Source organism: Sutterella parvirubra YIT 11816, assembly GCF_000250875.1.
Lineage (GTDB): Bacteria > Pseudomonadota > Gammaproteobacteria > Burkholderiales > Burkholderiaceae_F > Sutterella > Sutterella parvirubra.
Window position 1 is genome coordinate 1 of the sequence record NZ_JH604988.1, and the last position, 22,241, is coordinate 22,241.

24 protein-coding genes and 1 tRNA gene are annotated in these 22,241 nt (G+C 63.8%); 6 read left to right on the top strand and 19 right to left on the bottom strand.

Going from position 1 to position 22,241, the window contains the following annotated elements; genetic code table 11:
* Positions 1-53: 53 nt before the first annotated feature.
* From HMPREF9440_RS06785 to thiM, 8 genes are read right to left on the bottom strand one after another with little or no spacing between them, the layout of a single operon-like run.
* Positions 54-680, bottom strand: coding sequence for a YrbL family protein (locus HMPREF9440_RS06785; protein WP_008542744.1), 627 nt, complete (start codon positions 678-680; stop codon positions 54-56).
* Positions 677-1,444: a glycosyltransferase family 25 protein gene (locus HMPREF9440_RS10700; RefSeq protein WP_008542745.1), complete on the bottom strand. Its 768-nt coding sequence runs from the start codon at positions 1,442-1,444 to the stop codon at positions 677-679. Before HMPREF9440_RS10700 ends, HMPREF9440_RS06785 begins: the two co-directional genes overlap by 4 nt.
* Positions 1,445-1,452: 8 nt before the next feature.
* Entirely contained in the window at positions 1,453-1,827 is a 375-nt protein-coding gene (locus HMPREF9440_RS06795) for a DMT family protein (protein ID WP_008542746.1), read from the bottom strand.
* A gap of 29 nt (positions 1,828-1,856) precedes the next feature.
* Positions 1,857-3,317, bottom strand: coding sequence for a GTPase domain-containing protein (locus HMPREF9440_RS06800; protein WP_008542747.1), 1,461 nt, complete (start codon positions 3,315-3,317; stop codon positions 1,857-1,859).
* Positions 3,318-3,348: 31 nt separating this feature from the next.
* Positions 3,349-4,674 (bottom strand): hypothetical protein, encoded by a 1,326-nt coding sequence (locus HMPREF9440_RS06805; RefSeq protein WP_148516505.1) that lies wholly within the window; start codon positions 4,672-4,674, stop codon positions 3,349-3,351.
* Between the two features lie 20 nt (positions 4,675-4,694).
* Entirely contained in the window at positions 4,695-6,353 is a 1,659-nt protein-coding gene (locus HMPREF9440_RS06810; protein ID WP_008542751.1) for a phosphoethanolamine transferase family protein, read from the bottom strand.
* Positions 6,350-6,991, bottom strand: a complete 642-nt coding sequence (thiE, locus tag HMPREF9440_RS06815) for a thiamine phosphate synthase (protein ID WP_008542753.1) — start codon at positions 6,989-6,991, stop codon at positions 6,350-6,352. The genes HMPREF9440_RS06810 and thiE overlap by 4 nt, the downstream gene beginning before the upstream one ends.
* A gap of 1 nt (position 6,992) precedes the next feature.
* Positions 6,993-7,769: a hydroxyethylthiazole kinase gene (thiM, locus tag HMPREF9440_RS06820; RefSeq protein ID WP_008542755.1), complete on the bottom strand. Its 777-nt coding sequence runs from the start codon at positions 7,767-7,769 to the stop codon at positions 6,993-6,995.
* Between the two features lie 115 nt (positions 7,770-7,884).
* Between thiM and lgt the strand changes: the two genes are divergently transcribed.
* Positions 7,885-8,673, top strand: coding sequence for a prolipoprotein diacylglyceryl transferase (gene lgt, locus HMPREF9440_RS06825; RefSeq protein WP_008542756.1), 789 nt, complete (start codon positions 7,885-7,887; stop codon positions 8,671-8,673).
* Positions 8,674-8,744: 71 nt separating this feature from the next.
* On the opposite strand, the gene HMPREF9440_RS06830 is transcribed toward lgt, so the two are convergent.
* The 6 genes from HMPREF9440_RS06830 to HMPREF9440_RS06855 form a co-directional block, all read right to left on the bottom strand.
* On the bottom strand, positions 8,745-9,494 hold the full coding sequence (locus HMPREF9440_RS06830) for a basic amino acid ABC transporter substrate-binding protein (RefSeq protein WP_008542758.1): 750 nt from the start codon (positions 9,492-9,494) through the stop codon (positions 8,745-8,747).
* A gap of 226 nt (positions 9,495-9,720) precedes the next feature.
* A complete protein-coding gene (locus tag HMPREF9440_RS06835) occupies positions 9,721-10,536 on the bottom strand; it encodes a sulfite exporter TauE/SafE family protein (RefSeq protein WP_008542759.1) in 816 nt (271 codons plus the stop codon).
* Positions 10,537-10,578: 42 nt separating this feature from the next.
* Complete coding sequence (locus HMPREF9440_RS06840; RefSeq protein ID WP_050816177.1) at positions 10,579-11,013, bottom strand: EVE domain-containing protein; 435 nt, start codon at positions 11,011-11,013, stop codon at positions 10,579-10,581.
* Between the two features lie 333 nt (positions 11,014-11,346).
* Entirely contained in the window at positions 11,347-11,748 is a 402-nt protein-coding gene (locus HMPREF9440_RS06845; RefSeq protein ID WP_008542761.1) for a cell division protein ZapA, read from the bottom strand.
* 11 nt (positions 11,749-11,759) lie between these two features.
* Positions 11,760-11,972: a hypothetical protein gene (locus tag HMPREF9440_RS06850; RefSeq protein WP_008542762.1), complete on the bottom strand. Its 213-nt coding sequence runs from the start codon at positions 11,970-11,972 to the stop codon at positions 11,760-11,762.
* The gene (locus HMPREF9440_RS06855) at positions 11,969-12,484 is read right to left on the bottom strand and encodes an outer membrane protein assembly factor BamE (protein ID WP_008542763.1); all 516 of its coding nucleotides are present in this window, start codon (positions 12,482-12,484) and stop codon (positions 11,969-11,971) included. The genes HMPREF9440_RS06850 and HMPREF9440_RS06855 overlap by 4 nt, the downstream gene beginning before the upstream one ends.
* Before the next feature lie 105 nt (positions 12,485-12,589).
* Here HMPREF9440_RS06855 and fur point away from each other — a divergent pair, with 105 nt between their 5' ends.
* On the top strand, positions 12,590-13,066 hold the full coding sequence (gene fur / locus HMPREF9440_RS06860; RefSeq protein WP_008542764.1) for a ferric iron uptake transcriptional regulator: 477 nt from the start codon (positions 12,590-12,592) through the stop codon (positions 13,064-13,066).
* Between the two features lie 124 nt (positions 13,067-13,190).
* Here the strand turns inward: fur and HMPREF9440_RS06865 are convergent.
* The 3 genes from HMPREF9440_RS06865 to HMPREF9440_RS06875 all read right to left on the bottom strand — a co-directional run bounded on the left by HMPREF9440_RS06865 (position 13,191) and on the right by HMPREF9440_RS06875 (position 14,680).
* Positions 13,191-13,265: transfer RNA gene (locus tag HMPREF9440_RS06865), tRNA-Val, on the bottom strand.
* Between the two features lie 84 nt (positions 13,266-13,349).
* Positions 13,350-13,835, bottom strand: a complete 486-nt coding sequence (gene rnhA, locus HMPREF9440_RS06870) for a ribonuclease HI (protein ID WP_008542765.1) — start codon at positions 13,833-13,835, stop codon at positions 13,350-13,352.
* Positions 13,832-14,680 carry a class I SAM-dependent methyltransferase gene (locus HMPREF9440_RS06875; RefSeq protein WP_008542766.1) on the bottom strand — a complete coding sequence of 283 codons (849 nt, stop codon included), beginning with the start codon at positions 14,678-14,680 and terminating at the stop codon, positions 13,832-13,834. The genes rnhA and HMPREF9440_RS06875 overlap by 4 nt, the downstream gene beginning before the upstream one ends.
* 206 nt (positions 14,681-14,886) lie before the next feature.
* Here HMPREF9440_RS06875 and HMPREF9440_RS06880 point away from each other — a divergent pair, with 206 nt between their 5' ends.
* The 4 genes from HMPREF9440_RS06880 (at position 14,887) to recN (ending at position 20,585) form a co-directional block, all read left to right on the top strand.
* Complete coding sequence (locus HMPREF9440_RS06880) at positions 14,887-16,911, top strand: LysM peptidoglycan-binding domain-containing protein (protein ID WP_008542768.1); 2,025 nt, start codon at positions 14,887-14,889, stop codon at positions 16,909-16,911.
* 211 nt (positions 16,912-17,122) lie between these two features.
* Positions 17,123-17,914, top strand: a complete 792-nt coding sequence (gene fabI / locus HMPREF9440_RS06885) for an enoyl-ACP reductase FabI (RefSeq protein WP_040764583.1) — start codon at positions 17,123-17,125, stop codon at positions 17,912-17,914.
* 113 nt (positions 17,915-18,027) lie between these two features.
* A complete protein-coding gene (locus tag HMPREF9440_RS06890; RefSeq protein WP_008542770.1) occupies positions 18,028-18,930 on the top strand; it encodes an NAD(+)/NADH kinase in 903 nt (300 codons plus the stop codon).
* Positions 18,931-18,941: 11 nt separating this feature from the next.
* Positions 18,942-20,585 (top strand): DNA repair protein RecN, encoded by a 1,644-nt coding sequence (recN, locus tag HMPREF9440_RS06895; RefSeq protein WP_040764567.1) that lies wholly within the window; start codon positions 18,942-18,944, stop codon positions 20,583-20,585.
* A gap of 13 nt (positions 20,586-20,598) precedes the next feature.
* On the opposite strand, the gene HMPREF9440_RS10705 is transcribed toward recN, so the two are convergent.
* Together HMPREF9440_RS10705 and HMPREF9440_RS12035 are read right to left on the bottom strand one after the other, a co-directional pair.
* A complete protein-coding gene (locus HMPREF9440_RS10705) occupies positions 20,599-21,645 on the bottom strand; it encodes a glycosyltransferase family 2 protein (protein ID WP_008542774.1) in 1,047 nt (348 codons plus the stop codon).
* Between the two features lie 24 nt (positions 21,646-21,669).
* A partial coding sequence (locus HMPREF9440_RS12035; RefSeq protein WP_008542776.1) for a glycosyltransferase family 9 protein occupies positions 21,670-22,241 on the bottom strand: 572 nt, incomplete at its 5' end.

Consider the following 22,241-nt stretch of genomic DNA (forward strand, 5'->3'; position numbering starts at 1 on the left):
TCGAACCTCTTCCGTGAAGAGGTTCCTTATATACAGGTAAGAGGATGGATATTTTATTTATGGCCATCGGCTGAACTCTCGTGTAATATGAGCAGATTTCTCAATCGCTTGTCGAATTTCTTCCATTGACGGTTAATTTTGAGTCGCCCGAAGAACCGAAAGCGTCTGGCGAGCTGAATATGTTCGGGTACGTAGAACCCATCGATGAGGACAACATCTACTCGCCTGTCCTTCGACACCGCCATCATGTTTGCCGGGCTGAGGTCACTCACAATGATGTTATGACGGATCATCTCGGACTTGACTGCTAAAAGGCAGTGTGTAATCTCGGCCAATGCGACAGGGTCCTCTTTGATACGCAGGACATAAGACGAGAGAAGCTCAGTGCTGTCAAATCTAGGTCCTGGTACGATAGCCTCGACAACAACACCGATCTGCGTGGGTGTCTCGATGTAGCCGTAGAACCGAGGAACGTACTTGGAGCGGATGCCCTTGTCTTCTAACTCCTGCAGATAGTCGGCCTCACGCTCGGTCTGCATGGCGAGCGTCTTCGAACTCAACTTGACGCATTGCGTGGGGTTGTTGGGGTCGAGTCGAACGACGCGCTCCCCACCCCTGCCCAAAATGGGCCAGGTGTTGATCTCTTCGTCCGAAACGGTCCGCCAGTTGATCTTGCTCATTCAAAAGTCCCGCTTTTGACGGAGTAGTGGGTTTTGCCGAGCTTTTCCGCACTGATGGCAATCTGCTTGGCCCAACGGAGAGGATTCCAACGGGCGGTCAAGTCTTCCTTGAGGCCGCCCTTGCGTTTCCTCAGTCCAATGCCGGAAGGGGCGCCGGAGAGACGCACGAGATTGATCCCGAGCCGCCAAGCTGGGTGCTTGTGGATGAACGGGAACCAAGGGGAAAACATGAAGTAGTCGACCGGGCAGTTGAATCTCGTCGTCATGGCAAGGGCGCTTTGGGCTGCGGCGCGGTTGATGAGATAGCCTTCCGTCCGGAAGGAGACGGGACGGATCTGTCGAACCAAATCCGTACCCTTTGAGGTTTTCAGAATTTTTCTGTCGATGAGGATGGTGTCACCGGGGGCATTGAATTTGACGACGTCCACGCCCTCAGGGATCCAGTCGTGGGCCGACATATATTCACCGAGCTCTTCGGCAAGCACGATGTCGTCCTCAAAGACGGCGCACCAGGCTTCATCCGTCTCCAAAAAACGAGTCCAGGCGTTGCGGTGACTCAGAAAGCACCCAACCTCGCCCGGTGTGAGCGGGTAGAGATACCCAAATCCCGAAGGCGCGCACCAACGCTGAAGCTCTTCTTCGGGAAGCGCGCGCCCCAGTACGGCGGAGAGTCGTTCCACTTCCAGGCCGAGACGGCCGAACTGGGGTCGTAGCGCCGACCACCGGTCGGTGCTTTGGTCAAGATTGATGACGCAACGGTACATGACGGGGGTTACTTCATGAAGACGAAGAAGACGGCCAAAACGAGACAGACGAAGGCCGCCGCATGATTCCAGCCGAGCGCTTGGTTTTGAAAGGCCAAAAGCGAAAAGACGCAGAAGACACCGAGGGTGATCACCTCTTGGATGATCTTCAACTGTACCAAAGTGAAGGGACCGCCGTTCTCGATGAATCCGATGCGGTTTGCGGGCACCATGAAGCTGTACTCCAGGAGTGCAATGCCCCAAGAGAAGAGCACGACGGTGTAGAGCGGCCAGGAGCTGATCAGCTTCGCGCTCTGCAGCTTCAGGTGCGCGTACCAGGCCAACGTCATGAAGATGTTGGAGACCAAAAGCAGGGCGATGGTGGTCAGACCTTTGTTGAGCATTGTGGGGGTCCTGTGGTCCGGGAATGGGGTCAGACCGTACGGTGGTAGAGCGAAGCGAAGACCGCGCGGACGATGCCGTCCACGGCGTTCGCCACGCGGGGAAGCGCCAGATCGGTGTCTTCCTTCCGGAGTTCTTCCAAAGAGAAGTGCTGCGCTTCCAAGGCTTCCTCAACGGACGCCTTCCAGAATTCGGGACTTTCTCCCTCACGCCAGTCGCCACGGCCGCGGCCGAAATGCGCGACGGCGAGGTAGAGAAGGACGGCCTCCAACACGAAGCGCTTCACCGCGCTTTCGCTCCAGGAGACTTCAACGCCGTTTTTCTTCCTCACGCCGTTGTAGAGCGCCGCAGCGCCCGCACCCCCCAAGGCGCCAACGATGCCGCCCAAAAGCGTACCGAGTCCCAGCGTGAGACCGCCCGTGCCGACGTCGGCCGCCGCACCGGCAGCCGCTCCCGACGCCGCACCGATCCCGCCGCCGACGGCGGCGGCCCGAACGCCGTCCACGGCGTAGGACGCCAGCGACCAGTCGGACTTCATGCGGCGGATGATCTCGCGGGAAACGCCTCGGCCGCGAAGGCCGTGAAGCTCAATGAGGGTTTTGGTGAGGGCGCAGAAGCTGTCGGCCGCACGCACGGAGAGCGCGGTCTGCGCGTCCGCAATGGGGTCTGCGGCTGTCGAGAAGAGGCCGAGTTTTTTGGCGACCGACTTCACCTTTGTCGAAAACCCTGCGTTTTCGACCCATTCGTGCGCACTGGCTTGGAGCCAAACGTGCCGCGCGAGCGCCTCGACGGCGCTCGCGTAGACCGCGCGTCTGGCGCGCGTCCAGGAAAGGCGAAGTTCCTCAAAGACGCTTTGCTGTTCGGGTTGGACCGCGCGGCCGACGGCGTCAAAAAGTGCTGCCTCCTGCACCCAGCAACGCGCAAAGGCGTCCATGGGAAGAACGTCGGTGACGAACGGGTATTCTGCGAGGGATGCCTTCCAATGGGCGAGTTCGGCGGCCTCCTCTTCGGGAGGGCGGGGCTTGCCCATTTGATTCAGAAGCACGATGACGGGCTTTCCGATGTAGGCGAGGATCTGCATCTCCGCCGGGATGTAGGGCGCCTTTTCAGGCGGCTCTGCCGCGTTCACCAAGTAGAGCACCACGCTCGTCACGTCGCGGATGTGACGCACCGAGCGTTGGTCCAACCAGAAGGAGCGGTCCGTGAAGCGGTCCCACACTTCAGAGAGGAACCATCCGAGGGGGTTCCCTCGGCCTTCGAGGCGCTTCGCCAGGGCGACGGAGTTCCCAAACCCCGGCGTGTCCCACAGGATGAGCTCGCCCCCGGTGCTGCTTCGCGCGAGGACGTAGTCGTCCGTCGTCTCGGTGACGTGGGCGCGGTCGGCAACCTCGCCCACGTCCTTCAGAAGGAGCGTGCGCGCCAACGTCGTCTTGCCGACGTTGGTGTGGCTCACGAGGCTCAAGTGAATGCGAAGCGGATCCGAAGCAGCCATCTCGATGGTGAAGAGATTGGAAGAGAACCCCTTATTTTACGGGGCTTCGAAGCTCTTCCAAAAGACGAATGCGGGCTTCGACCGGATTTTCAATGGGGTCGGGGTCGAAAACCTTCAAACGGGCATGATGCTGGGCGGCGAAGGTTTCCCAAAGCGCCAATCTGGAGGCGATCTTGTCGGCGTCGAATCTGCGGGAGAGTTCCGAGGCGTCAAGCACCACCGTACGGGGTTTGGGGAGGCTCTCCGCATGGCGTCCGTGAACGTCGTCTTCAGGCGTCGCCGCGGCGTTGAGGACCAACGCCGCAGGGGAAGGCGCGGACTGAGGTTCTTGGTCACCCCAAAGATCAGCGTCGAGCACGCGGCATCCGGGAAGCGCTTCCGCAGCTTCACGCCAAAGCTTGTCGGCCTCTGCCGGGAGAAGGAGGGAAAAGGGTCGGTCCGCTTCCAGAATCGACCGCGTGTAGTCCGACCGGAGCGGCAGCGTCACCACGGGGTTGCGCAGCCGCAGCTGGGCGATGAGCCCGAGTAAGCCACGGGGCAACCAAATTACCGCCAACACCGTGATGATGATCTGAAGGAGCCACGGGGCAGCATCTGCGGGAGAGCCCATGCTGGAGGCGAAATTCAGGGCCGTCGCACCGGCGGCGTCGAGGTTCGCCGCGGCGAAGGGATACGTGAGCTCGAGGATGGATGCGACCACGTCGGGCCGCTGCGCCAACCAGGTGCTCTCCCAACCGACCACATAGGCCGTGCCGATACCTCGCAACGCCACGGAGAGCACCCATCCCAACGCAAACATCGCGGCGGCCAAATGGAAGGCCCGCGAGAGAGCGATGCCGACGAGCGGCGAGGTGACCCGACTCCACCGATCGAAAAAGGCACGTTCCCGGGGTTTCGCGCCGGGAAGCACGCGGCGAAGCCGCGTGCACAAGAGGGCTAGCATTCCTTCTTCGCGGGGATCGTCGGCGTGACTCCGCCGGAAGGGCTTCAGAAGGAGCTTCGCCACCAGACTCACGTAGATCGCGAGGTTCCAAAGCAGAAGCGCCAGAAAGGGCGGCGCCAACAGGTTGATGCGGGCGTACTCGGCCGTGAGTTGGTCGGAGAAGGCGCCGAAGAGAAGTGCGGCGAGTCCCAACGCCATGGTAGGCCAGAAGGTGCCGGGAAACTTCGGCGGCTGAGCGGCGTCCATCCGGGCCATGACGAGTCGGGCCCTCAGCGGGAGAAGCTTGGCGGGATCGTCCGCATGATCTCCCGCCAACTGTTTCGCTTCCGTGGTGGCACGTCGAGCATCTTCCGGGCGCCACTTCGGATCCGACTCCAGCACTTCGGCGAACACCACGTCACGGGCGTCGGCCATCGGCAGTCTGACCTCGGTCTTCATTTCGCGGACACCCGGTCCAGGTCCGGGTCCTCAAAGGGAAGGTTGGGACGAATCCAAGCATAGTCGGATCGGAGGATGTCCTGCGTTGGATCCGTCCCGCGAAGGCGGATCCCGGCGACGTCCAAGAGTACGGGCGAGAGCCAGTCGCCCCGGAAGGGGCGGCTGGCGGTGACGCGCCGGTCTTCCGCGGAAGACCAAAGCAGTAGCGGAATCCGGTAGCCGCCGGCCGTCGTGGCGGAATGCCCCGTACGGTTGGCGCCTTCGCCCAACTCCTGACTGTGGTCCGAGAGGTAGATCCACTCGACGGCCGTGTGCGCGGCCTTTTCCTTCGCCATCCGCCAGGTGCGGCTGATGACGTCGTCCTGGTAGAGCATCACTTCGTCGTAGTCGTCGTTCGCTTCAATGACGCGGATCGACCGGTCGAGGTCTTCAAGGCGCTTTTCTACGGCGTCCTCCCCCCAGTCGCGCTCAAAGACCTCAGGCCTGCGAAGGCGGTAGTGGGGGTGCGCACCGATCAGGTGCACGACGATGAGGTGGCGCGGGGCGTCATTTCCAAGTGCGGCCGCCAGGGGCGGCAGGACCTTCCTGTCCATCGAGACGCTGGATCTCCCGCTCACGCGGTTCAGCATCTCGGCACGGTCGGCGTAGCCCGCAAAGCCGTTGCGGACCGCGGAGTCTTCCTGATTGCTGATCCACGTGACGCGCCAACCCGCCGCCTTGAAGGCGGCGATGAGGTTGAGGCGACCGTCCGGGAGCGTTTCAGCCCCGGGAAGCGGGAAGGTGAGCATCGAACGGAAGGCGGGCACGGTGCTTGAATCCACCGACCAGGCGTCGCGAACGACGCCGAGACGGTTCTCGGGATCTTGAGCGATGGCGTCGAGCTGAGGCGTCGTCTTGCGGGCATATCCGTAGAGCGACCAGTGGTCGCGGTTCGTGCTCTCGCCGATGACGAGCACCACCGTCTTGGGGCGCTCGTCTGCGGAGGTGAGGACGGACTTCGCGAAGTCGATCTGAAGTGGGCGAACCTTGGCGGCTTCGGCCCAGGTGGCCTGAAGCTCGGCGACGTCGTCCAACACGTTCGACCAATAGACGGGCGGAAGGTTCCCGCGCCAGGGGCGCTGGTACCAACCGAAGGCGGAGATGACGATGAGGATCAGGAAGATGGTGCGGGTCGTCCTGAGCCGCCGGACGGGCCGGTTGTCGATCGGCCGGACGCGCAGAAGCCGCACGAGGATCCAAAGCCCAAGCAATATGACGGCGGCGGTGGTGCCCACCCAAAGGAGGACGTCGCCGATTTCGTGCGTGAGGAATTCCAACGATTCCGACGGGGTCGTGTTGGCGACGGCCTCCAACACGATTTCGGATTTCGGATCGGCAGCGTGGACGTACTTCAGGTAGCCGCGAAGCCCCGTATCCACCCATACGGGTACGAAACCGAGCATTGCCATGACGCCGACCACGCAACGACCGGTGTTGCGCAGGAAGGGAACGAGAAGCAGCAGAAGCCCGAACGGAATCGTGAAGCTCCAGATCTGAACGGCACGAAAGGGCGGCACCGTCACGGCGAGGTACGCGACCGTGAGCGCAAAAAGCGCCGTCACGGCGCGAAGCGCCCGAGCTTCCGGCGTCCAAAGAAAGTGAAGGGGCTGTCTCATGACCTGTCGGCGATCCGGAGTTGGACCAAAAGGTTTTCGGCGGCCGTCCTGGGCGAAGCCTGTCCGCAGATGGCGGAGACGACGGCGATCCCGTCGACGCCCGTGCGCATGACGTCGGCGGCGTTCGACGCGCCGATCCCGCCGATCGCCACGACGGGGAGCGGCGTGGCCGCGCGGAGCGCGGCGAGACCGTCCAACCCGACGGCCTCCCCCGCGTCCTTTTTGGTGGCGGTCGCCCAAACGGGGCCGATGCCGAGATAGTCGACGAGCGCGGGATCCGCGCCGCGGACTTCTGCCATGCAACCGGCGGAGAGCCCCAGGATCATGTCGGGGCCGATGATCCGGCGTGCGTCCGCGGGAGAGAGGTCGTCCTGACCGACGTGAAGGCCGTCGGCACCGACGGCCGCGGCCACGTCGGCATGGTCGTTGATGATGAGCGGGATGCCCCGGGGACGAAGAATCTCCAAGAGATCTCTCGCGCAGGCCGCCAACGCACGCTTCTTCCAAGTGGGCGCGCGCAACTGCACGATGGTGACGCCGCCTTCGAGGGCTTCCTCCGTCGTGCGGAGCATGCCTTCGGCGCCCCCGCAAAGATCCGGGTCGAGCACGAGGTAGAGCGAGAGATCAAAGGTCTTCATCTCAGTCCTCTTCAAAGAGCGCGTCGATGTAGGCCGTATGGAAGGTGCCGGGGCGCACGGAGATGCGTGCGGCGGCTTCCGCCGCCCGCTTGGCGGCGAAGCACGAGGCGGCCGCGGCGTGGAGGGGCTCTTCAGGCATCGCGCCCACGTAGGCCGCGACGAGCGCCGAGAGCGAGCATCCCGTGCCGACGACGAGCGTCGCCGTCGGGTGGCCGCCTTCGACCACCAAGGTGCGCGTCCCGTCCGTCACGAAGTCGCGCTCTCCCGTCACCACGATGATGCTGCCGGTCTCCGTCGCGAAGCGCTTTGCGGTCTCCACCGCAGCGTCGGACGCATCCGTGCTGTCGACGCCGCAGCCTCCTTGACCGGTACCGGCCAAGGCGAGGATTTCGCTGGCGTTCCCGCGGATCACGGTGGGGCGGCGCTCCACGAACGAGCGGATCACGCCGTCGCGCCAAGGGAGAATCCCGGCCGCGACGGGGTCCAACACCCAGGGGTGACCGACGGCCTCGGCGCCCTCCACGGCGCGGCGCATCCCTTCGATGCGCTCGGGCGTGGGGGTGCCGATGTTGACGAGCACGGCGTGCGCGATGCGGGCGAAGTCGCCGGATTCTTCCGGGCTCACCACCATGGCGGGCGAGGCGCCCGCCGCCAAAAGAACGTTCGCCGTGATTTCCTGCACGACGTCGTTGGTGAGGCACTGCACGAGGGGGCGGACGCCGCGCATGGCGCGGCGGCACCGGGCGAATTCGGCCCGGTCAAAAACTTCCATGGTCATCCGTGGACGGCTCCGTTTGAGAATGATGGGAAACATATCACACTGAGGGCGGCCGTCTCCCCACGGCGCTCCGTACAATGGCATTTCGTTGCGAAATCCGAAAGAAGGCTCATCCATGGCGCTCATCCACCCGCAATTCGACCCGGTGGCGGTCTCCCTCGGCCCCGTCGCCGTCCATTGGTACGGACTGATGTACCTCCTGGGGTTCGTCTGCTTCTGGTGGCTGGGCCGCATGCGCGCGAAGGAGTCCTGGCGTGGGCTTACGCCGGACGACGTGGAGAATCTGCTCTTCTATGGGGTCTTCGGCGTGATTCTGGGTGGGCGCCTCGGCTACTGCCTCTTCTACCAGCCCGGCTACTACCTCGCGGAGCCGCTCCGCATCCTGGAGGTTTGGCAGGGCGGCATGAGCGCGCACGGGGGGCTACTGGGCGTCGTCGTCGTCATGCTGATCTATGCGCGCCGTCAGGGGCTCACGTTCTGGCAGATTGCGGACTTCGTTTCGCCCATCGTCCCCCTGGGTCTCTTTTTCGGGCGCATCGGCAACTTCATCAACGGGGAGCTTTGGGGGCGGGAGGCTTCAGCGGACCTCCCTTGGGCGATGATCTTCCCGCAGGCGGGGGACGGCATCCCGCGCCACCCTTCGCAACTCTACGAAGCGGGGTTGGAGGGACTGCTGCTCTTCATCTTCTTGTGGATCTGGTCCAGAAAGCCGCGGCCCTCCGGCACCGTCGCGGCGCTCTTCGCGTTGGGGTACGGGCTCGGGCGCTTCGTCGTGGAGTACTTCCGGGAGCCTGACGCGTTCCTGGGGTTGCAGGCGTTGGGGTTGTCGCGTGGGCAGTGGCTGACGCTTCCCCTCATCCTCGTGGGACTTGGTGCCTACGTCTGGCGCCGCAAGCGCGCCTGAACGATCAAAACAAATCGGGCCGCTCCGTTCGGGGCGGCCCGATCTCATTGAAGTCTTCAGCTCAGCAGAAATCAGTTATCGCCGAACCACTTCTTGTAGATCGCCTGGTATTCGCCGGAGGCTTTGAGGGCGGCGAGCGCATCGTCGAGCTCCTTCGCGAGCTTCACGTTGTCCTTCGCGACCACCATGGCGAACTGGTCGGCGGAGAGCATTTCGGGGAGGTGCACCGTCGCCTCGGCGATCTTCGGCTGCTGCGTGAGGATGTAGGCCGTGACCGGGCGGTCGTTGATGACGGCGTCGGTGCCGCCCACCTGCAGGTCGAGAATCGCTTCGCCCGCATTGTTGAAGGTGCTCACCTTGGCGTCCTTGATGGTCTTCGCCATGGTGGCGGCGGTCGTACCGATCTGCACGCCGACCTTCCTGCCTTCAAGGTCCTTGAAGGACTTGATCTTGTCGGCGTCGGCCTTCTTCACGAGGATGGTGAGGCCGGACTCGTAGAAGGGCGCCGTAAAGAGCACGCGCTTCTTGCGCTCTTCCGTGACGGAGAAGCCAGAGGCGCCCACGTCGGCGGTGCCCGCCAGAATCGCCGGGATGATGCCGTCGAAGCCGATGTTGAGCATCTTGACGTCGTAGCCGAGGTGCTTGCCCATGGCGCGCACGAGTTCCATCTCGAAGCCGGTGATTTCGTTCGTCTGCGTGTTGACGAATTCAAAGGGCGGGAAGGTCGGGTTGACGGCGACGCGGAGTTCCTTGGCGGCGTTGGCGGCGAAGGGAAGCGCAAGCGAAAGGGCGGCGACGGCCGCGAGCGTGAATTTCTTCATGTCGGATCCTCTAAGTGGCGGGGTGCGGCTCGAAGGTAAGGCGTGAGGCGCAACCCAAAATGCGCCGACGTTGGTTGGGGGACCGCCGACGGCGCCGATTTTCCCCACTATAGCCAAGGGACCGCTGAGCAACTTTGGGGAGCCGACCGGGGTCGCGAAAAGGCCCGCAGATTTGATGAATCTCTGCGGGCCTAAGCGCAATCTCCTACGGGTTGCCGAGGGGCCGTCAGAAGGCGTTCACGGCCTTCCAGAGCATGTAGGAGGCGAGCACGTAGAGGAGCGTCGCGAAGATCCGCTTCAGGGGCTTCGTGTCGATGGCGTGCGCGGTGCGCGCGCCCAGAGGCGCCGTGAACATGCTCATCACGGCGACGGAGAAGAGCCCGGGAAGATGGACGAACCCGAGCATCTCGGGGAAGGCGGGGAGCCCCGGCACGTTCCAACCGCTCCAGACGTAGCCCAGGGTGCCGGCGAACGCGATGGGGAAGCCCAGCGCCGCGGAGGTGCCGATGGCGTTGTGGACCTTGACGTTGCAGTACGTCAAGAACGGCACCGAAATGAAGCCGCCGCCGGCGCCGACCAAGGCGGAAATGACGCCGATCCCGGTACCCGCGCCGAAGAGCCCGGCGGAGCCGGGAAGCGTGCGCGAGGGCGAGGGCTTCCCGCCGAGGAACATCTTCGTCGCGGAGAAGTAGACGAAGCCCGCGAAGATCAGCGCCACCCAGAAGGTGGAAAGGGCGCCCGCGATCTGGGCGCCCAAGGCGGCGCCCACCAAAATCCCCGGGGCGATGCCGAGCGCCACCTTCCAGAGGACGGCGCCGCGCGCCGCGTGGGCGCGTACGGACGAAATCGACGTGAAGAGGATCGTCCCCATCGAGGTGGCGATCGCCGCATGGACGACGTGCTCGGGCGGAACCCCCGCCTGGCCGAGCAGAATCGTGAAGAAGGGCGTCAGCACCATGCCGCCGCCGATGCCGAGAAGCCCCGCCAGAAAGCCCGTGCAGGCGCCGAGCATGGCGAGTTCAACGATGATGATGGGATCCATGAGGCGCCGCCTCCTTGCAGGCCGGGAAAGTGGAGTTGAGGGTCAGAAGAGATGGTCGGTGATGAAGCGGAATTCTTCCGCCGTCACCGGGGTGATCGACAGACGGTTGCCGCGTCGAAGAACCGGCATCTCGGCCAGTTCGGAATGTTCGCGGAGCGCGGTGAGCCCGATGACGGGCACCTTGAAGAGGCCCTTCACGTTGATCGTGAGCCAGCGGGGATTGTCTTTTGAGCTCTTTGCGTCGAAATATTCGTTTTCGGGATCGAACTGAAGCTCGTCCGGGTACGGTTCGGAATCGATCACCGCAAGCCCCACGATGCCGGGTTCGGGGCAGCTCGAGTGGTAGAAGAGCACGCCGTCCCCGACGGACATGTCGTCGCGGATGAAGTTGCGCGCCTGATAGTTGCGGATGCCGAACCAGGAGACCGGCGCGGCGAGCGCATCGTCGATGCTGCACTCGCCCGGTTCGGTCTTCATGAGCCAAAAGCGCCGGGCGTTCTCCCGGACGCGGCGGATGGTTTCTTCGTTCGTCAAGACGCACCTCAAGGGAATTCTCAAACAAAGAGAGGACGCCTTCTCATCGGAAGAGCGTCCTCTGCGGAATGGGGCCTGCAGTGGTGCGGGGCTACGTATCCTGAACCGGGAGTTCAGGGCGGTCGGCTCCGGAGCGGAACGGGCCAGTCAACGCGTGACCGGCACACCATCGGCTCTTCGAGTACACCGACCATTTTGCTTTGGCATTGGTTCTAGGTACTTTGGAGCCCGGATGCGGTCCACCGCAGGGTTGAACCCATTGTAGCGGATTGCGGCTCAGAAGAGCGCGCCGATTTTCGTGTCCCGGAAGATCGCGTCTTCGCAGAGGCGGCAGAGCCGCCGGACGTGTTCGAGATCCTCGTCGGTGTGCGCGGGTTCGGTCGCCAAGGGCACGGGCTGCGCTTTGGCCTGCGGCTTCGCGGGCGGAACGGGTTCGCTCTTCGCCGCCTGTTCTTCGGCAGCCGTCTTGGCGGCTTCTTCGGCCTTCTTCGCTTCGTAGGCGACTTCGAGCGCCGTGAGAACCGCGATCTGGTCGGCGGCGATCACCTTGCCGCTCGCCTTCATGGCTTCCATCTGGCGGTCGATCTGCGCGGCGCAGTCGCGAAGGAGATCCTCCTCGCCGGTACTCACCGCGAGACGGTACTTGTGGTTGTAGATCGAAACGATGACTTCGGGCACGGCGTCCTCCTTCAGCGTTCGTCCGTCGGGCGGTTGAATTGGGCGAGCATGCCTTCCATGCGGGAGCGCACGTCCTGGAGCTGCGCGCGGGTGCGGGCGAGCTCCGCCTCACGCGTGGCGAGCTGGTTGCGCAACTGCTGATTGAGCCCGCGTTCGTTCTGAAGCCGGGCGATCAGCTGCTCGATGAGCGACTGAAGGCGGTTGAGTTCGGCTTTCATGGTCATTTTTCAGCGGATTCGGCGGCGGGTTCGTTCTTGGGTTCGGCGTTGGGCTCAACAAGCGGCGCGGGCTCCTGCTTCGGGGGGCGCGCGTCGAACGTGCGGATGTTGCCGAGGATGAGCTGGTCGGCCTGCTCTTCGTCGGGCATCGCGTCGGACGTCCAATGGTCGACGCGGCGCTCTTCGTTGAAGAAGACCGTGAGGCGCCGGAGCTGCACGTCGCCGTCGCCGCGACGGAGGTAGTAGACGTAGTCCCACTGATTGATGTGGAACTGGTCCCGGATCAACGGCACGCCGAGCAGGAACTGAACCTGCGCGTCGGTCATGCCGCGCTCGAGCTGAAGCACCATTTCGCTCGTCACGAGGTTGCCCTGGTGGACGTCGGCGCGGTAGGGCTGCAGGAAGTAGGGGACGTAGTCCTCCGTGTTCTCCCACATGTCCGCCATGGTAAAGCACCCGGTCAGGGACGTGATCATCGCGAGGCCGGAAGCGGCGAGAAAGAGCTGTCGAGTGAACATAAAAGCCGTTGTGCCGTGGTCAAAAGATGGGTCGGGTGGTCAAGATGCACGCCGACAACGTATGATAAAGGGTATTCGATCGAAAAAACCAAGGACCGGACAGCCGTGAGCGAAAACTCCTCGAATCAAGCCAGCAACGATCTGAAGACCATGGGTCTGAAGGTCACCGCGCCGCGTCTGAAGATTCTCGACATCTTCCAAAGGCTCTCGGCCGACGCCGAGAAGGAGCGCCGTCATCTCTCCGCCGAAGAAATCTACAAAGTGCTTCTGGAGGAGAACAGCGACATCGGGCTCGCGACGGTCTACCGCGTGCTCACGCAGTTTGAGAGCGCGGGGATCCTCGTGCGCCACCATTTCGAAGAGGGCCGGGCGACCTACGAACTTCAAGAAGGGCGCCACCACGACCACATCATCTGCGTGCGCTGCGGGCGCATCGAAGAGTTCGTGGACCCGGGGATTGAGCGTGCGCAGAGGTTGGTCGCCAACGCGCTCGGCTACGACCTGACGGACCACTCCCTCGTGCTCTACGGCGTGTGCGAGGCCTGCCGCAAGGAGGCCGAAGCGCAGACGGAAACGTTCTGAGGACGGCGACTTGAACGGACGGCGGTTCCCACCCGGGGCCGCCGTTTTGCTATGTCTTGGAAGCACGCGGTGCGCACAAAGCAAGACGCCTCCGGATTTTCGTCCGAAGGCGTCTCATGAATTCTGGTGCGCGGTACTGGGTTCGAACCAGTGACCCCTGCCGTGTGAAGGCAGTGCTCTACCGCTGAGCTAACCGCGCGTTGAGAGGACGTATTCTACGGTCCGGCGGCGTTTTGGCAAGAGGGGTTCGGGAAAATACCGTGTTTGCGGTATGTTGAGTGGTTCAACAGCGCGCCAGGGCGGGGGCTTCGAGCTTTCCCCGGGCCACTTCCACGCCGCGGTTCGCGAGTTCGTCCGCCTTTTCGTTCCCAGGGTCACCGTCGTGCCCCTTCACCCACACCCAGGTGATCTCGTGTCGGGAGACGAGATCGTCCAAGGCTTGCCAAAGCTCAACGTTCTTGACGGGCTTTTTCGCGGCGGTCAGCCAACGGTTGCGCTTCCAGGCGTGAATCCACTTCGTGATGCCGTCCTTCACGTAGCTGCTGTCCGTGTGGATGACGATCGGCACCGGCCGGTTGACGACTCGCAGGGCCGAGATCACGGCCTGAAGCTCCATCTTGTTGTTGGTCGTCTCGCGGGCGCCGTTGAAGAGCTCCAACGTGTGCCCCTTCCATTGGAGAAGCGCGCCCCAACCGCCGTCGCCGGGATTTCCCTTGCAGGCGCCGTCGGTCCAGATGAGAAGCGGGGTCGGTTGTTGGGGCTCGGTCATGTCGGCTCTTTCGTGGTGAGTTGGGGGAGTTCGGGGGCGGATTCCGCACCCTCCCTGCGGGAGGCGTTCATCCCCGCCGTCGGAACCGGCATCTTCCCCTGCGGCGCCCTCGGCGTCAAGCGGGAGGCCTTCCCGATGGGGGTGACGCCGGGTTCGCGCTTCACGGCCTCGAGAAGCATCAGGTTGGAGCAGTGGGGCGCCCAGCGGTCGCCAGCCTTGTCCATCCAACTCCAACGTTGCAAGGGCCCCGCGTGCCGGAAGCCCGGCACGTAGATCCCGAAGGTACCCCGGTCGATTTCGAGCCCCAGGAGCGCGAACCAGTCGCGCAGCCGGGGGAGCGGAATCGGGAGCATCTTCGTGGGGAGGTAGGGACGCCCGCCGCAGGCGAGCGTCGCGCGTTGGCGCATCCACCAAAGCCCCGCCGGATTGAAGGCGGAGAGAATGAGGCGCCCTTCGGGCGCCAAAACACGAGCCGCCTCGCGAAGAACCTGTTGGGGTGAGGCGGAAAAGTCGAGCGCGTACGGCATCGTCACGAGGTCGATCGACCCGGACGCGATGGGGAGGCACTCGGGCTCCGCGACGAAACAGCGGTTCGTGAAGGGCGGAAGCGTCCCGTCGAGGAGGAACGGCGCTTCGTCGCCGCGAACGAGAAGGGCGTGCCCCTGCATCCGGTTGGCGCGCAGCGTATCCAACTGCGGCGCGCCGATCTGAAGCGCCTCCGCGCCGAAGACGCGGTCGACGGCGAGGTCGAACCTCTGAAGCGTCCAGCGCGCGAGCAGATGCCCGGGCGGGGTCTTCAGAAAGTCGGCGAAGGTGAGTGCGGCGTGAGGCGTTCGGGAGGTCATGCGCTTCGATTCCTGCGGATCGCTTTGATTCTACGCGGCGCGCCCATACGGCCGCGGGTCCGGCGTTGCGCGGGGCTTAACACTTTGTTTCGGAATTTCTCCGGGGTTTGCCCGTCGGCGGCATCCGCCCGACGATGCCGCCCCTTCGCGGCACGTAACATTGGGGCACTACGATTCGTCGCCACCCACCCGGACTTTCCGCCTCCATGACACAGCGAACCCTGAGCGCCCTTTTTCTGAGCACGCTTCTGGCCGTCGGCCTCGCGGGGCACGCCTCCCGCGCCGCTGCCGCCGAGGAGATGCCGGTGGCGTCCCCTGCGGCGGAAGAGGATTCGATCCCGGGAGACGTGTGGGAGCGCATCCGGCGCGGGTTCGCGATTCCGGATCTGGCGAGCCCCGCGGTGGACCGGTGGCTGCGCTTTTATACGCGGGATCCCGCGTACCTGCGCCGCATGGCGGACCGCGCGGGTCAGTATCTCTACGACATCGTCGAGAACGTCGAGGCGCGCGGCATGCCCATGGAGTTGGCGCTCCTGCCGTTCGTCGAGAGCGCCTTCCAACCGGAGGCGCTTTCCAAAGCGAAGGCCGCGGGCTTGTGGCAGTTCATGCCGGCGACCGGGAACGACTATTCCTTGAACCAAAACCTTTGGCGCGACGATCGTCAGGACGTGCTCCAGAGCACCCGCGCGGCGCTCGACTACTTCGAGTACCTCCACGGGATGTTCGGGGACTGGCAGCTGGCGCTCGCCGCCTACAACTGGGGTGAAGGGAGCGTGAGCCGCGCGATCGCGCGCGCGAAGCGCGCGGGCCGCGCCGCGGACTACGCGCATCTGAGGATGCCTCGGGAGACGGCGGACTACGTCCCGAAGTTGGAAGCCATCAAGCGCATCATCGAAAATCCGTCGAAGTACGGGATCGAACTCCCCGACGTCGGGAACGAACCCTTCTTCGTCACGATCACGAAGCCCCGCGACATCGACACCAAGACGGCGGCCGAGTTGGCGGGGATGCCTTTGGAAGAATTCCGGGCTCTGAACCCCAGCTACAAGCTTCCCGTCATCGTCGCGTCCCACAACAACGTGATGCTGCTCCCGGCGGACCGCGTCGACTACTTCATCGACAACCTGGCGAGCTGGATGGACAGCGGGCAGCCGCTTTCGCGTTGGAGCACGTACAAACTCCAACAGGGAGAGACCCTCGCCGCGTTGGCCGAGCGCGCCGGGATGAGCGAATCGTTCCTCAGAGAAGTGAACGGGATCCCGAAGGGGAGGCAGGTGCTCCCCAACTCGACGCTTTTGATCCTCTCCGACGCCGGTGACGACATCTCTGCGGACGACGCGGACGCGCGTCTGCGGCTTTCGCCCCAGACGACCTGGCGCCGCGTCACCTACCGCGTGCGCCCGGGCGACACGCTCTCGACCATTGCGCGCCGTTGGCACATCACGATGAAGTCGATCGTGACGGCGAACCGCTTGCGCTCCGATCGACTGCGCGCCGGGCAGAGGCTCATCCTCACGGTCCCGAACGTCGAGCGCGCGCCGATTCAGCAGGCTTCGCGCTCGACCGGCTCACACAAGATCCATGCGGTGAGCTCCGGGGAGACGCTCTCCTCGATCGCGCGCCGCTACGGGGTGTCGGTCTCGGCGCTCCGTACGACCAACCGCATCAGCGGGAACGTCATCCGCCCGGGGCAGCGTCTGCGCATTCCGGGCACCGCCGGGGACGATCTCCCAGCGGCCGTCATCTACACGGTCCGGCAAGGCGACGCCCTCTCGACGATCGCCCAGCGCTTCGGCACGACGGTGACGAAGTTGAAGCGCGCCAACCGTCTCACCAACAACACGCTCCGCGTGGGGCAGAGGCTCGAAATTCCCGACGCGGAACCCGCCCGCGCGAAGCGTGAGATTGAGGCGCCGAAGTCCGAAATCTACGTGGTCCGTCAAGGGGACACCCTTTCCGAGATCGCAGACCGCTACGGCGTCGGTTTGTCGAAGCTTCGCGCCGCGAACGGCCTTCGCGGGAACGCGATCCGCATCGGTCAGCGGCTCGTCATCCCAGCGACGGCGAAGCGCCTCCAGGAGGCCGCATCGGCCAAAACGCACGTCGTCCGCTCGGGAGACACCCTTTCCGCCATCGCGCGCCGCTACGGCACGAGCGTCTCCGCCATTCAGCGCGCAAACGGCATGACGGGAAGCAGCCTCCGCGTGGGCGAGCGCCTGAAACTCCCGTAAGCTTCGTCTGCGCAACATCCTGCCCACGGTCTACCCCGCCTTGGGGATCCAGAGGGAAGCGGCGAAGCGGGGAACCTGCATACAATAGGGGCCGCCCGGCGCTTTGATTTCAGCAACGACGCCGGACGACTGAACCGAATTCTTGATGGCCTTTCAGGCCGCGCCGCCCATCCGGGCGCCGCGGCCCGCATTCATTCTTTTGGAGTCCGACATGGGTTTTCTCGCCGGCAAAAAGCTTCTGATCACGGGCGTGCTCTCGAACCGTTCCATCGCCTACGGCATCGCCAAGGCCTGCCACCGCGAAGGCGCGGAGCTCGCCTTCACGTACGTGGGTGAGCGCTTCGCGGACCGCGTCGCGGGCTTTGCGGCGGAATTCGGTAGCGACCTCTGCCTCCCGATGGATGTGGGGAGCGACGAAGAGATCGCCGCCGTCGCGGCGAAGCTCTCGGAACGTTGGGGCGGCCTCGACGGGTTCGTCCATTCGATCGGCTTCGCGCCCCGCGAAGCGATCGCCGGCGACTTCCTGGACGGGATCTCGCGCGACGCGTTCCGCGTCGCGATGGACATCTCGGCCTACTCGTTCCCGGCGCTCGCGAAGGCCTTCATGCCGCTCATGAAGGGCCGCAACGCGTCCATTCTGACCCTCACCTACATCGGGGGTGAACGCGTCGTGCCGAACTACAACACGATGGGCTTGGCGAAAGCCGCGTTGGAGTCCTCCACCCGCTACCTCGCCGCGAGCCTCGGGCGCGAAGGCATCCGCGCGAACGCGATTTCGGCGGGTCCGATCAAGACGCTCGCAGCGTCGGGCATCCAGGACTTCTCGAAGCTTCTCCACGCGATGGAGGAAGTGGCGCCGTTGGGGCGCACCGTGACGATCGACGAGGTGGGCAACACCGCGGCCTTCCTGCTTTCCGACTTGGCGAGCGGCATCACCGGGAACATCGCCTACGTCGACGCGGGCTTCCACGTTGTGGGGGCGGGCGTCGTGCGCGGCGAATAACCCCGATTCGACGGGGGACTTTCGTCACCCCGCAAGCCTTCCGGAGGGGATGCCGTATAGTAACGGCATCCCCTCCATTTCTTTGTTGAACGCATTTCCCGCGAACCCCAAGCATGCCGCTCTACAAAAATGTCGCCGTCTTCGTGAAGCCCACGGAGAGCCTGACGGTGCCGCTCACCGTCCTCATTGAGGTGCTCGAGAAAGCGGGCGCTGAGGTCTACCTCGACGAAAGGAGCGCGGAGACGCTCGGGAGTCGCGCCCCCTCCCGCGGGCACACCCGCGACGAACTCGGTGCGCTCTGCGACCTGGCGGTGGTGCTGGGCGGGGACGGCACGATGCTGGGGGTGGCGAGGTCGCTTGCGCCCTACCGCCGCCCCATCATCGGGATCAACGCCGGACGCCTGGGCTTCATCACGGACATCGTCTTCGACGAGGTCCGGGAGGTGCTCCCCGCGGTGCTCGAAGGCCGCTGCACGTCGGACGTGCGGCGGCTCCTTGCGGGCGAAATCATCCGCGACGGCAAGGTTCTCTACCGCAACGTGGCGGTGAACGACATCGGTGTCACGCACGGGCGCGCAGGCGGCATGGTCGACTTCGTGATCGACGTGAACGGCCAGCAGATGTCGAGTCAGTCCGCGGACGGCATCATCTGCTCGACCGCGACCGGGTCAACCGCGTATGCGCTCGCCTCGGGCGGCCCCATCCTTCATCCGTCTTTGGACGGGATGGTGTTGGTGCCGGTGGCGCCGCACACGCTCTCGTCGCGCCCCATCGTGCTTCCCGCAGGGCTCACCGTGACGATCGAGGTGACGGATGCGAGGGACGCCCAGGCCTACTTCGACATGCAGGAATTCTTCGACATGAAGCCCGGGGACCTGATCCGGATCCGCATGGCCGAAGAGACGCTGGAGATGCTTCATCCGCAGGGCTTCGACTACTTTGATCTTCTGCGGCGCAAGCTCAAGTGGAACTTCATGCCGACGAGCGTTCGTCGGCAGGCTTCGGGCGGTGAGTGAGGAGGTTCGCGATGCTGCTCTCGCTCTCTCTTCGGGACTTCGTGATCGTCGAGGCGCTCGACCTGGACTTCTCTTCCGGCTTCACGGTGCTGACCGGTGAGACCGGCGCCGGGAAGTCGATCCTGATCGACGCCTTGGGCTTCATTCTGGGGGCTCGGGCCGATGCGGACGTCGTGCGCGAAGGCGCCCCCAAGGCGGACCTCACCGCAACCTTCCACGTGACGGAAGCTCTCCGACATTGGCTCGAAGACCATGCGCTCTCAGGTGACGGAGACGAAGTGCTCCTGCGCCGCACGATCGATGCGGCGGGTCGTTCCCGCGGTTGGGTGAACGGCGTTCCCGTGACGGCGGCGCAGTTGAAGGAAGCGGGCGCCATGTTGGTCGACATTCACGGCCAACACGCGCATCAGTCCCTCATGCAGCCCGCGGGGCAGTTGGCGCTTTTGGATGCCTATGCGGGACACGATGAGCTTCTCACCCGCATGCGCGAAGCGCATGCGGCTTGGCGCGACGCGAAGGCTCTTTGGGAAGAAGCCGTCGCGGACGCCCAGAAGCGCGCGGAACGGACGGAGCGCCTCGTTTGGATGAGCGAAGAGTTGGGCGACCTCGATCCCAAGCCCGGCGAATGGGAGCAGCTCAACGCCGAGCACAGCCGCCTGGCGCACGCCGCAAGCATCCGTGAGGGGCTCTCCGAGGCGATGGAGCGGCTTTCCACCGGTGCGGACGAACTCGGGTCCGCCATGTCGCGGATCGAGTCGCTCGTCCGCTGGGACGAAAGCCTCAATGTGTTGGTGGAGACGATCGGTGCCGCGCAGGATCTGCTCCGTGAGGCTAGCCACGAGACCGAACGGGTGCTTGATCGCGACGACGTCGATGAGAGCCGCTTCGAGGCGGTGGACCGCCGCGTGGGGCGCTTCTTTGATCTCTCCCGAAAATTCCGGATGGAGCCTGAACGCTTGGCCGCACTGCGCGAACGCGTGGAACGGGAGCTTCTGCAGTTGGACCAGACGGCCGATGCGGATGCGCTGAAGCTGAAGACTGAGGAGGCGGAGATGCGTTGCCGCGAAGCGGCTGAGGAGTTGACCCGTTCCCGCCGCAAGCATGCCGAAGTGCTCAGCTCAGCCGTCACCGACGAAATGCAGGGCCTCGCGATGAAGGGCGGTGCGTTTCGGGTGGATTTTGAATCGGCACCGCTCGGCGCCCACGGCGCCGACGCCGTCACCTTCATGGTGGCGGGACACGCCGGCGTCGGGCTTCGCGCTCTGCAGAAAACCGCCTCGGGCGGTGAGCTCGCCCGCATCAGTTTGGCCGTCGCCGTCATCACGGCACGCGTCACGCCCGTGCCGACCCTGATCTTCGACGAAGTCGATACGGGGATCGGCGGCGCGACGGCGGAAGTGGTGGGACGCCTTCTGCGGCGGTTGAGCGAAGACCGTCAGGTGTTGTGCGTTACGCATCTTCCTCAGGTGGCCGCCTGCGGCAAACAGCACTACCGCATCAGCAAGGTGACGACGGACGGCGTGACGACGAGTGCCGTGCATCCCTTGTCCGAAGACGAGAGGACGAAGGAGATCGCCAGAATGATGACTGGGCACACCGGGCAGGAAGACATCCTTCAGGCTGCTCGGGTGATGTTGAACCTTTCCAGAACTTGAACTGCGACAGGCGTCAAGGGTAGGGGTTGCCGGAAGAATGGGGTTTTTTGGTCTTCCTAAAGCACATGTACAAACGCAAAGCCCATTCGCCCATCGCGAAGAGCCGAAGCTTCCCCCGAAACTCTTTGAGGACGTCTGATTGGAATCGGTGTGAGGAAATGCGTTGGTAGGCCGAACTCAGCAGAGCCTGGTTTTTGGGGAAGGTCCCGTCGGCAAAGGAAAAGCACGTACAAAGCCACCAGTGCTTGAGCACCAAAAATTCAATAGTCTTTTTCCCGGCGCTTGGGAACTCATCCAAATGATCCAAAAGAGACATGGCATACCGAAGGTCGTCGGTGATGTCGTTGCCGCTGTGACTCAATGAAGAGGCACGCAATCGGTACATGTACGTCACATCGGAAGTGATGACGCCTCGATGAATCCTCGTCATGGCCCGCAGTCGGAATTCCTGATCTTCGGCCCGCCTGAGCGTCGTGCTGAACCTCAAGCCCCGGATGGTGTCTGCCGCAAAAAAGGTGTTGGCGGCAAAAGGAGAGAAGCTTTTGGATTTGAGTTTGGACCATTGACCGCGTTTCAAATAGTGGTCGAAGGCCTCGTTGATGTCCACGAGTTTGGAGGGATGCGGAGGGATGGAGGAGCGCGGTGTTTTGATGAGACCATCGCGGTCGAACATATCCCAGGCACACACTACGTAATCAGCATTCTCGGTCAATGCCGTATCAACGTAGTGTTGAAGAAAATTGGGCTTGACGTAGTCGTCGCTGTCGATGAAGCAAATCCCGTCAAAAGAGGATTCTTCAATCAGATCCAAAGCAAGGTTTCGTGCCGACGAAACACCGCCGTTGCTTTTGTGAAGCGCAAGGATCCGAGAGTCTTTGGCCGCATAGGCATCAAGAATGTCTCCAGAGCCGTCAGTGGAGCCGTCGTCAACGCAGAAAACGGTGAAGTTCCGGTGTGTCTGACGGAGCAGGGAATCCAAACACTCGGGGAGGTACTTGGCGACGTTGTAGACCGGTACGACAACCGCTACGGAAAAACAGTCGGAAGATTGAGAACTCATCGCAAACGGCAGGAACGGTCGAACTTAAAGAAGAATTCGGGACAAGGCATTCGTTACGGTATCAATGCCCGGCCACCCCTTCGCGGCCGATCCCAACACTACCGCGCGTTCGTTCCAGGGCGACGTGCGGGTCGGCTCCGTCACGCCGAGGAGCGTGATCTGCGGAGCGCCCACCGCGGCGGCGATGTGGCTCACGCCGGAGTCGTTCGCGATGACGACGGCGGCGAGCTTGCAGAGCGCGGCGTAGTTCCCCAAGGTCGTCGGCGGGAGAATGTGCGCATCGGGGCAGGCCGCCTTGACTTCCGCTTCCTCGTGCGGTGACGGGAAGACGATGGGTTCGACGCCCATGTCGCGAAGCGGTGCGCAGAGATCGTTGAAGTGATCCCAACTCTTCTTCTTCCCGTGGTGGAGTCCTCGGGCGACGGGGGCGATCAACGCGAAGCGCTCGGGGATTCCGTACTCCTTGATGAGATTGCGTGCGGCGGCTTCGTGGCGCTTCAAAACCTTGAGACCGAGGTCCTTCGGTGCAGTTCCCCAAGCGGGCGTGCCGCCCCAGGCGGCAACCGCCCCTTTGGCGACGGTGAAGAAGCGCTCCA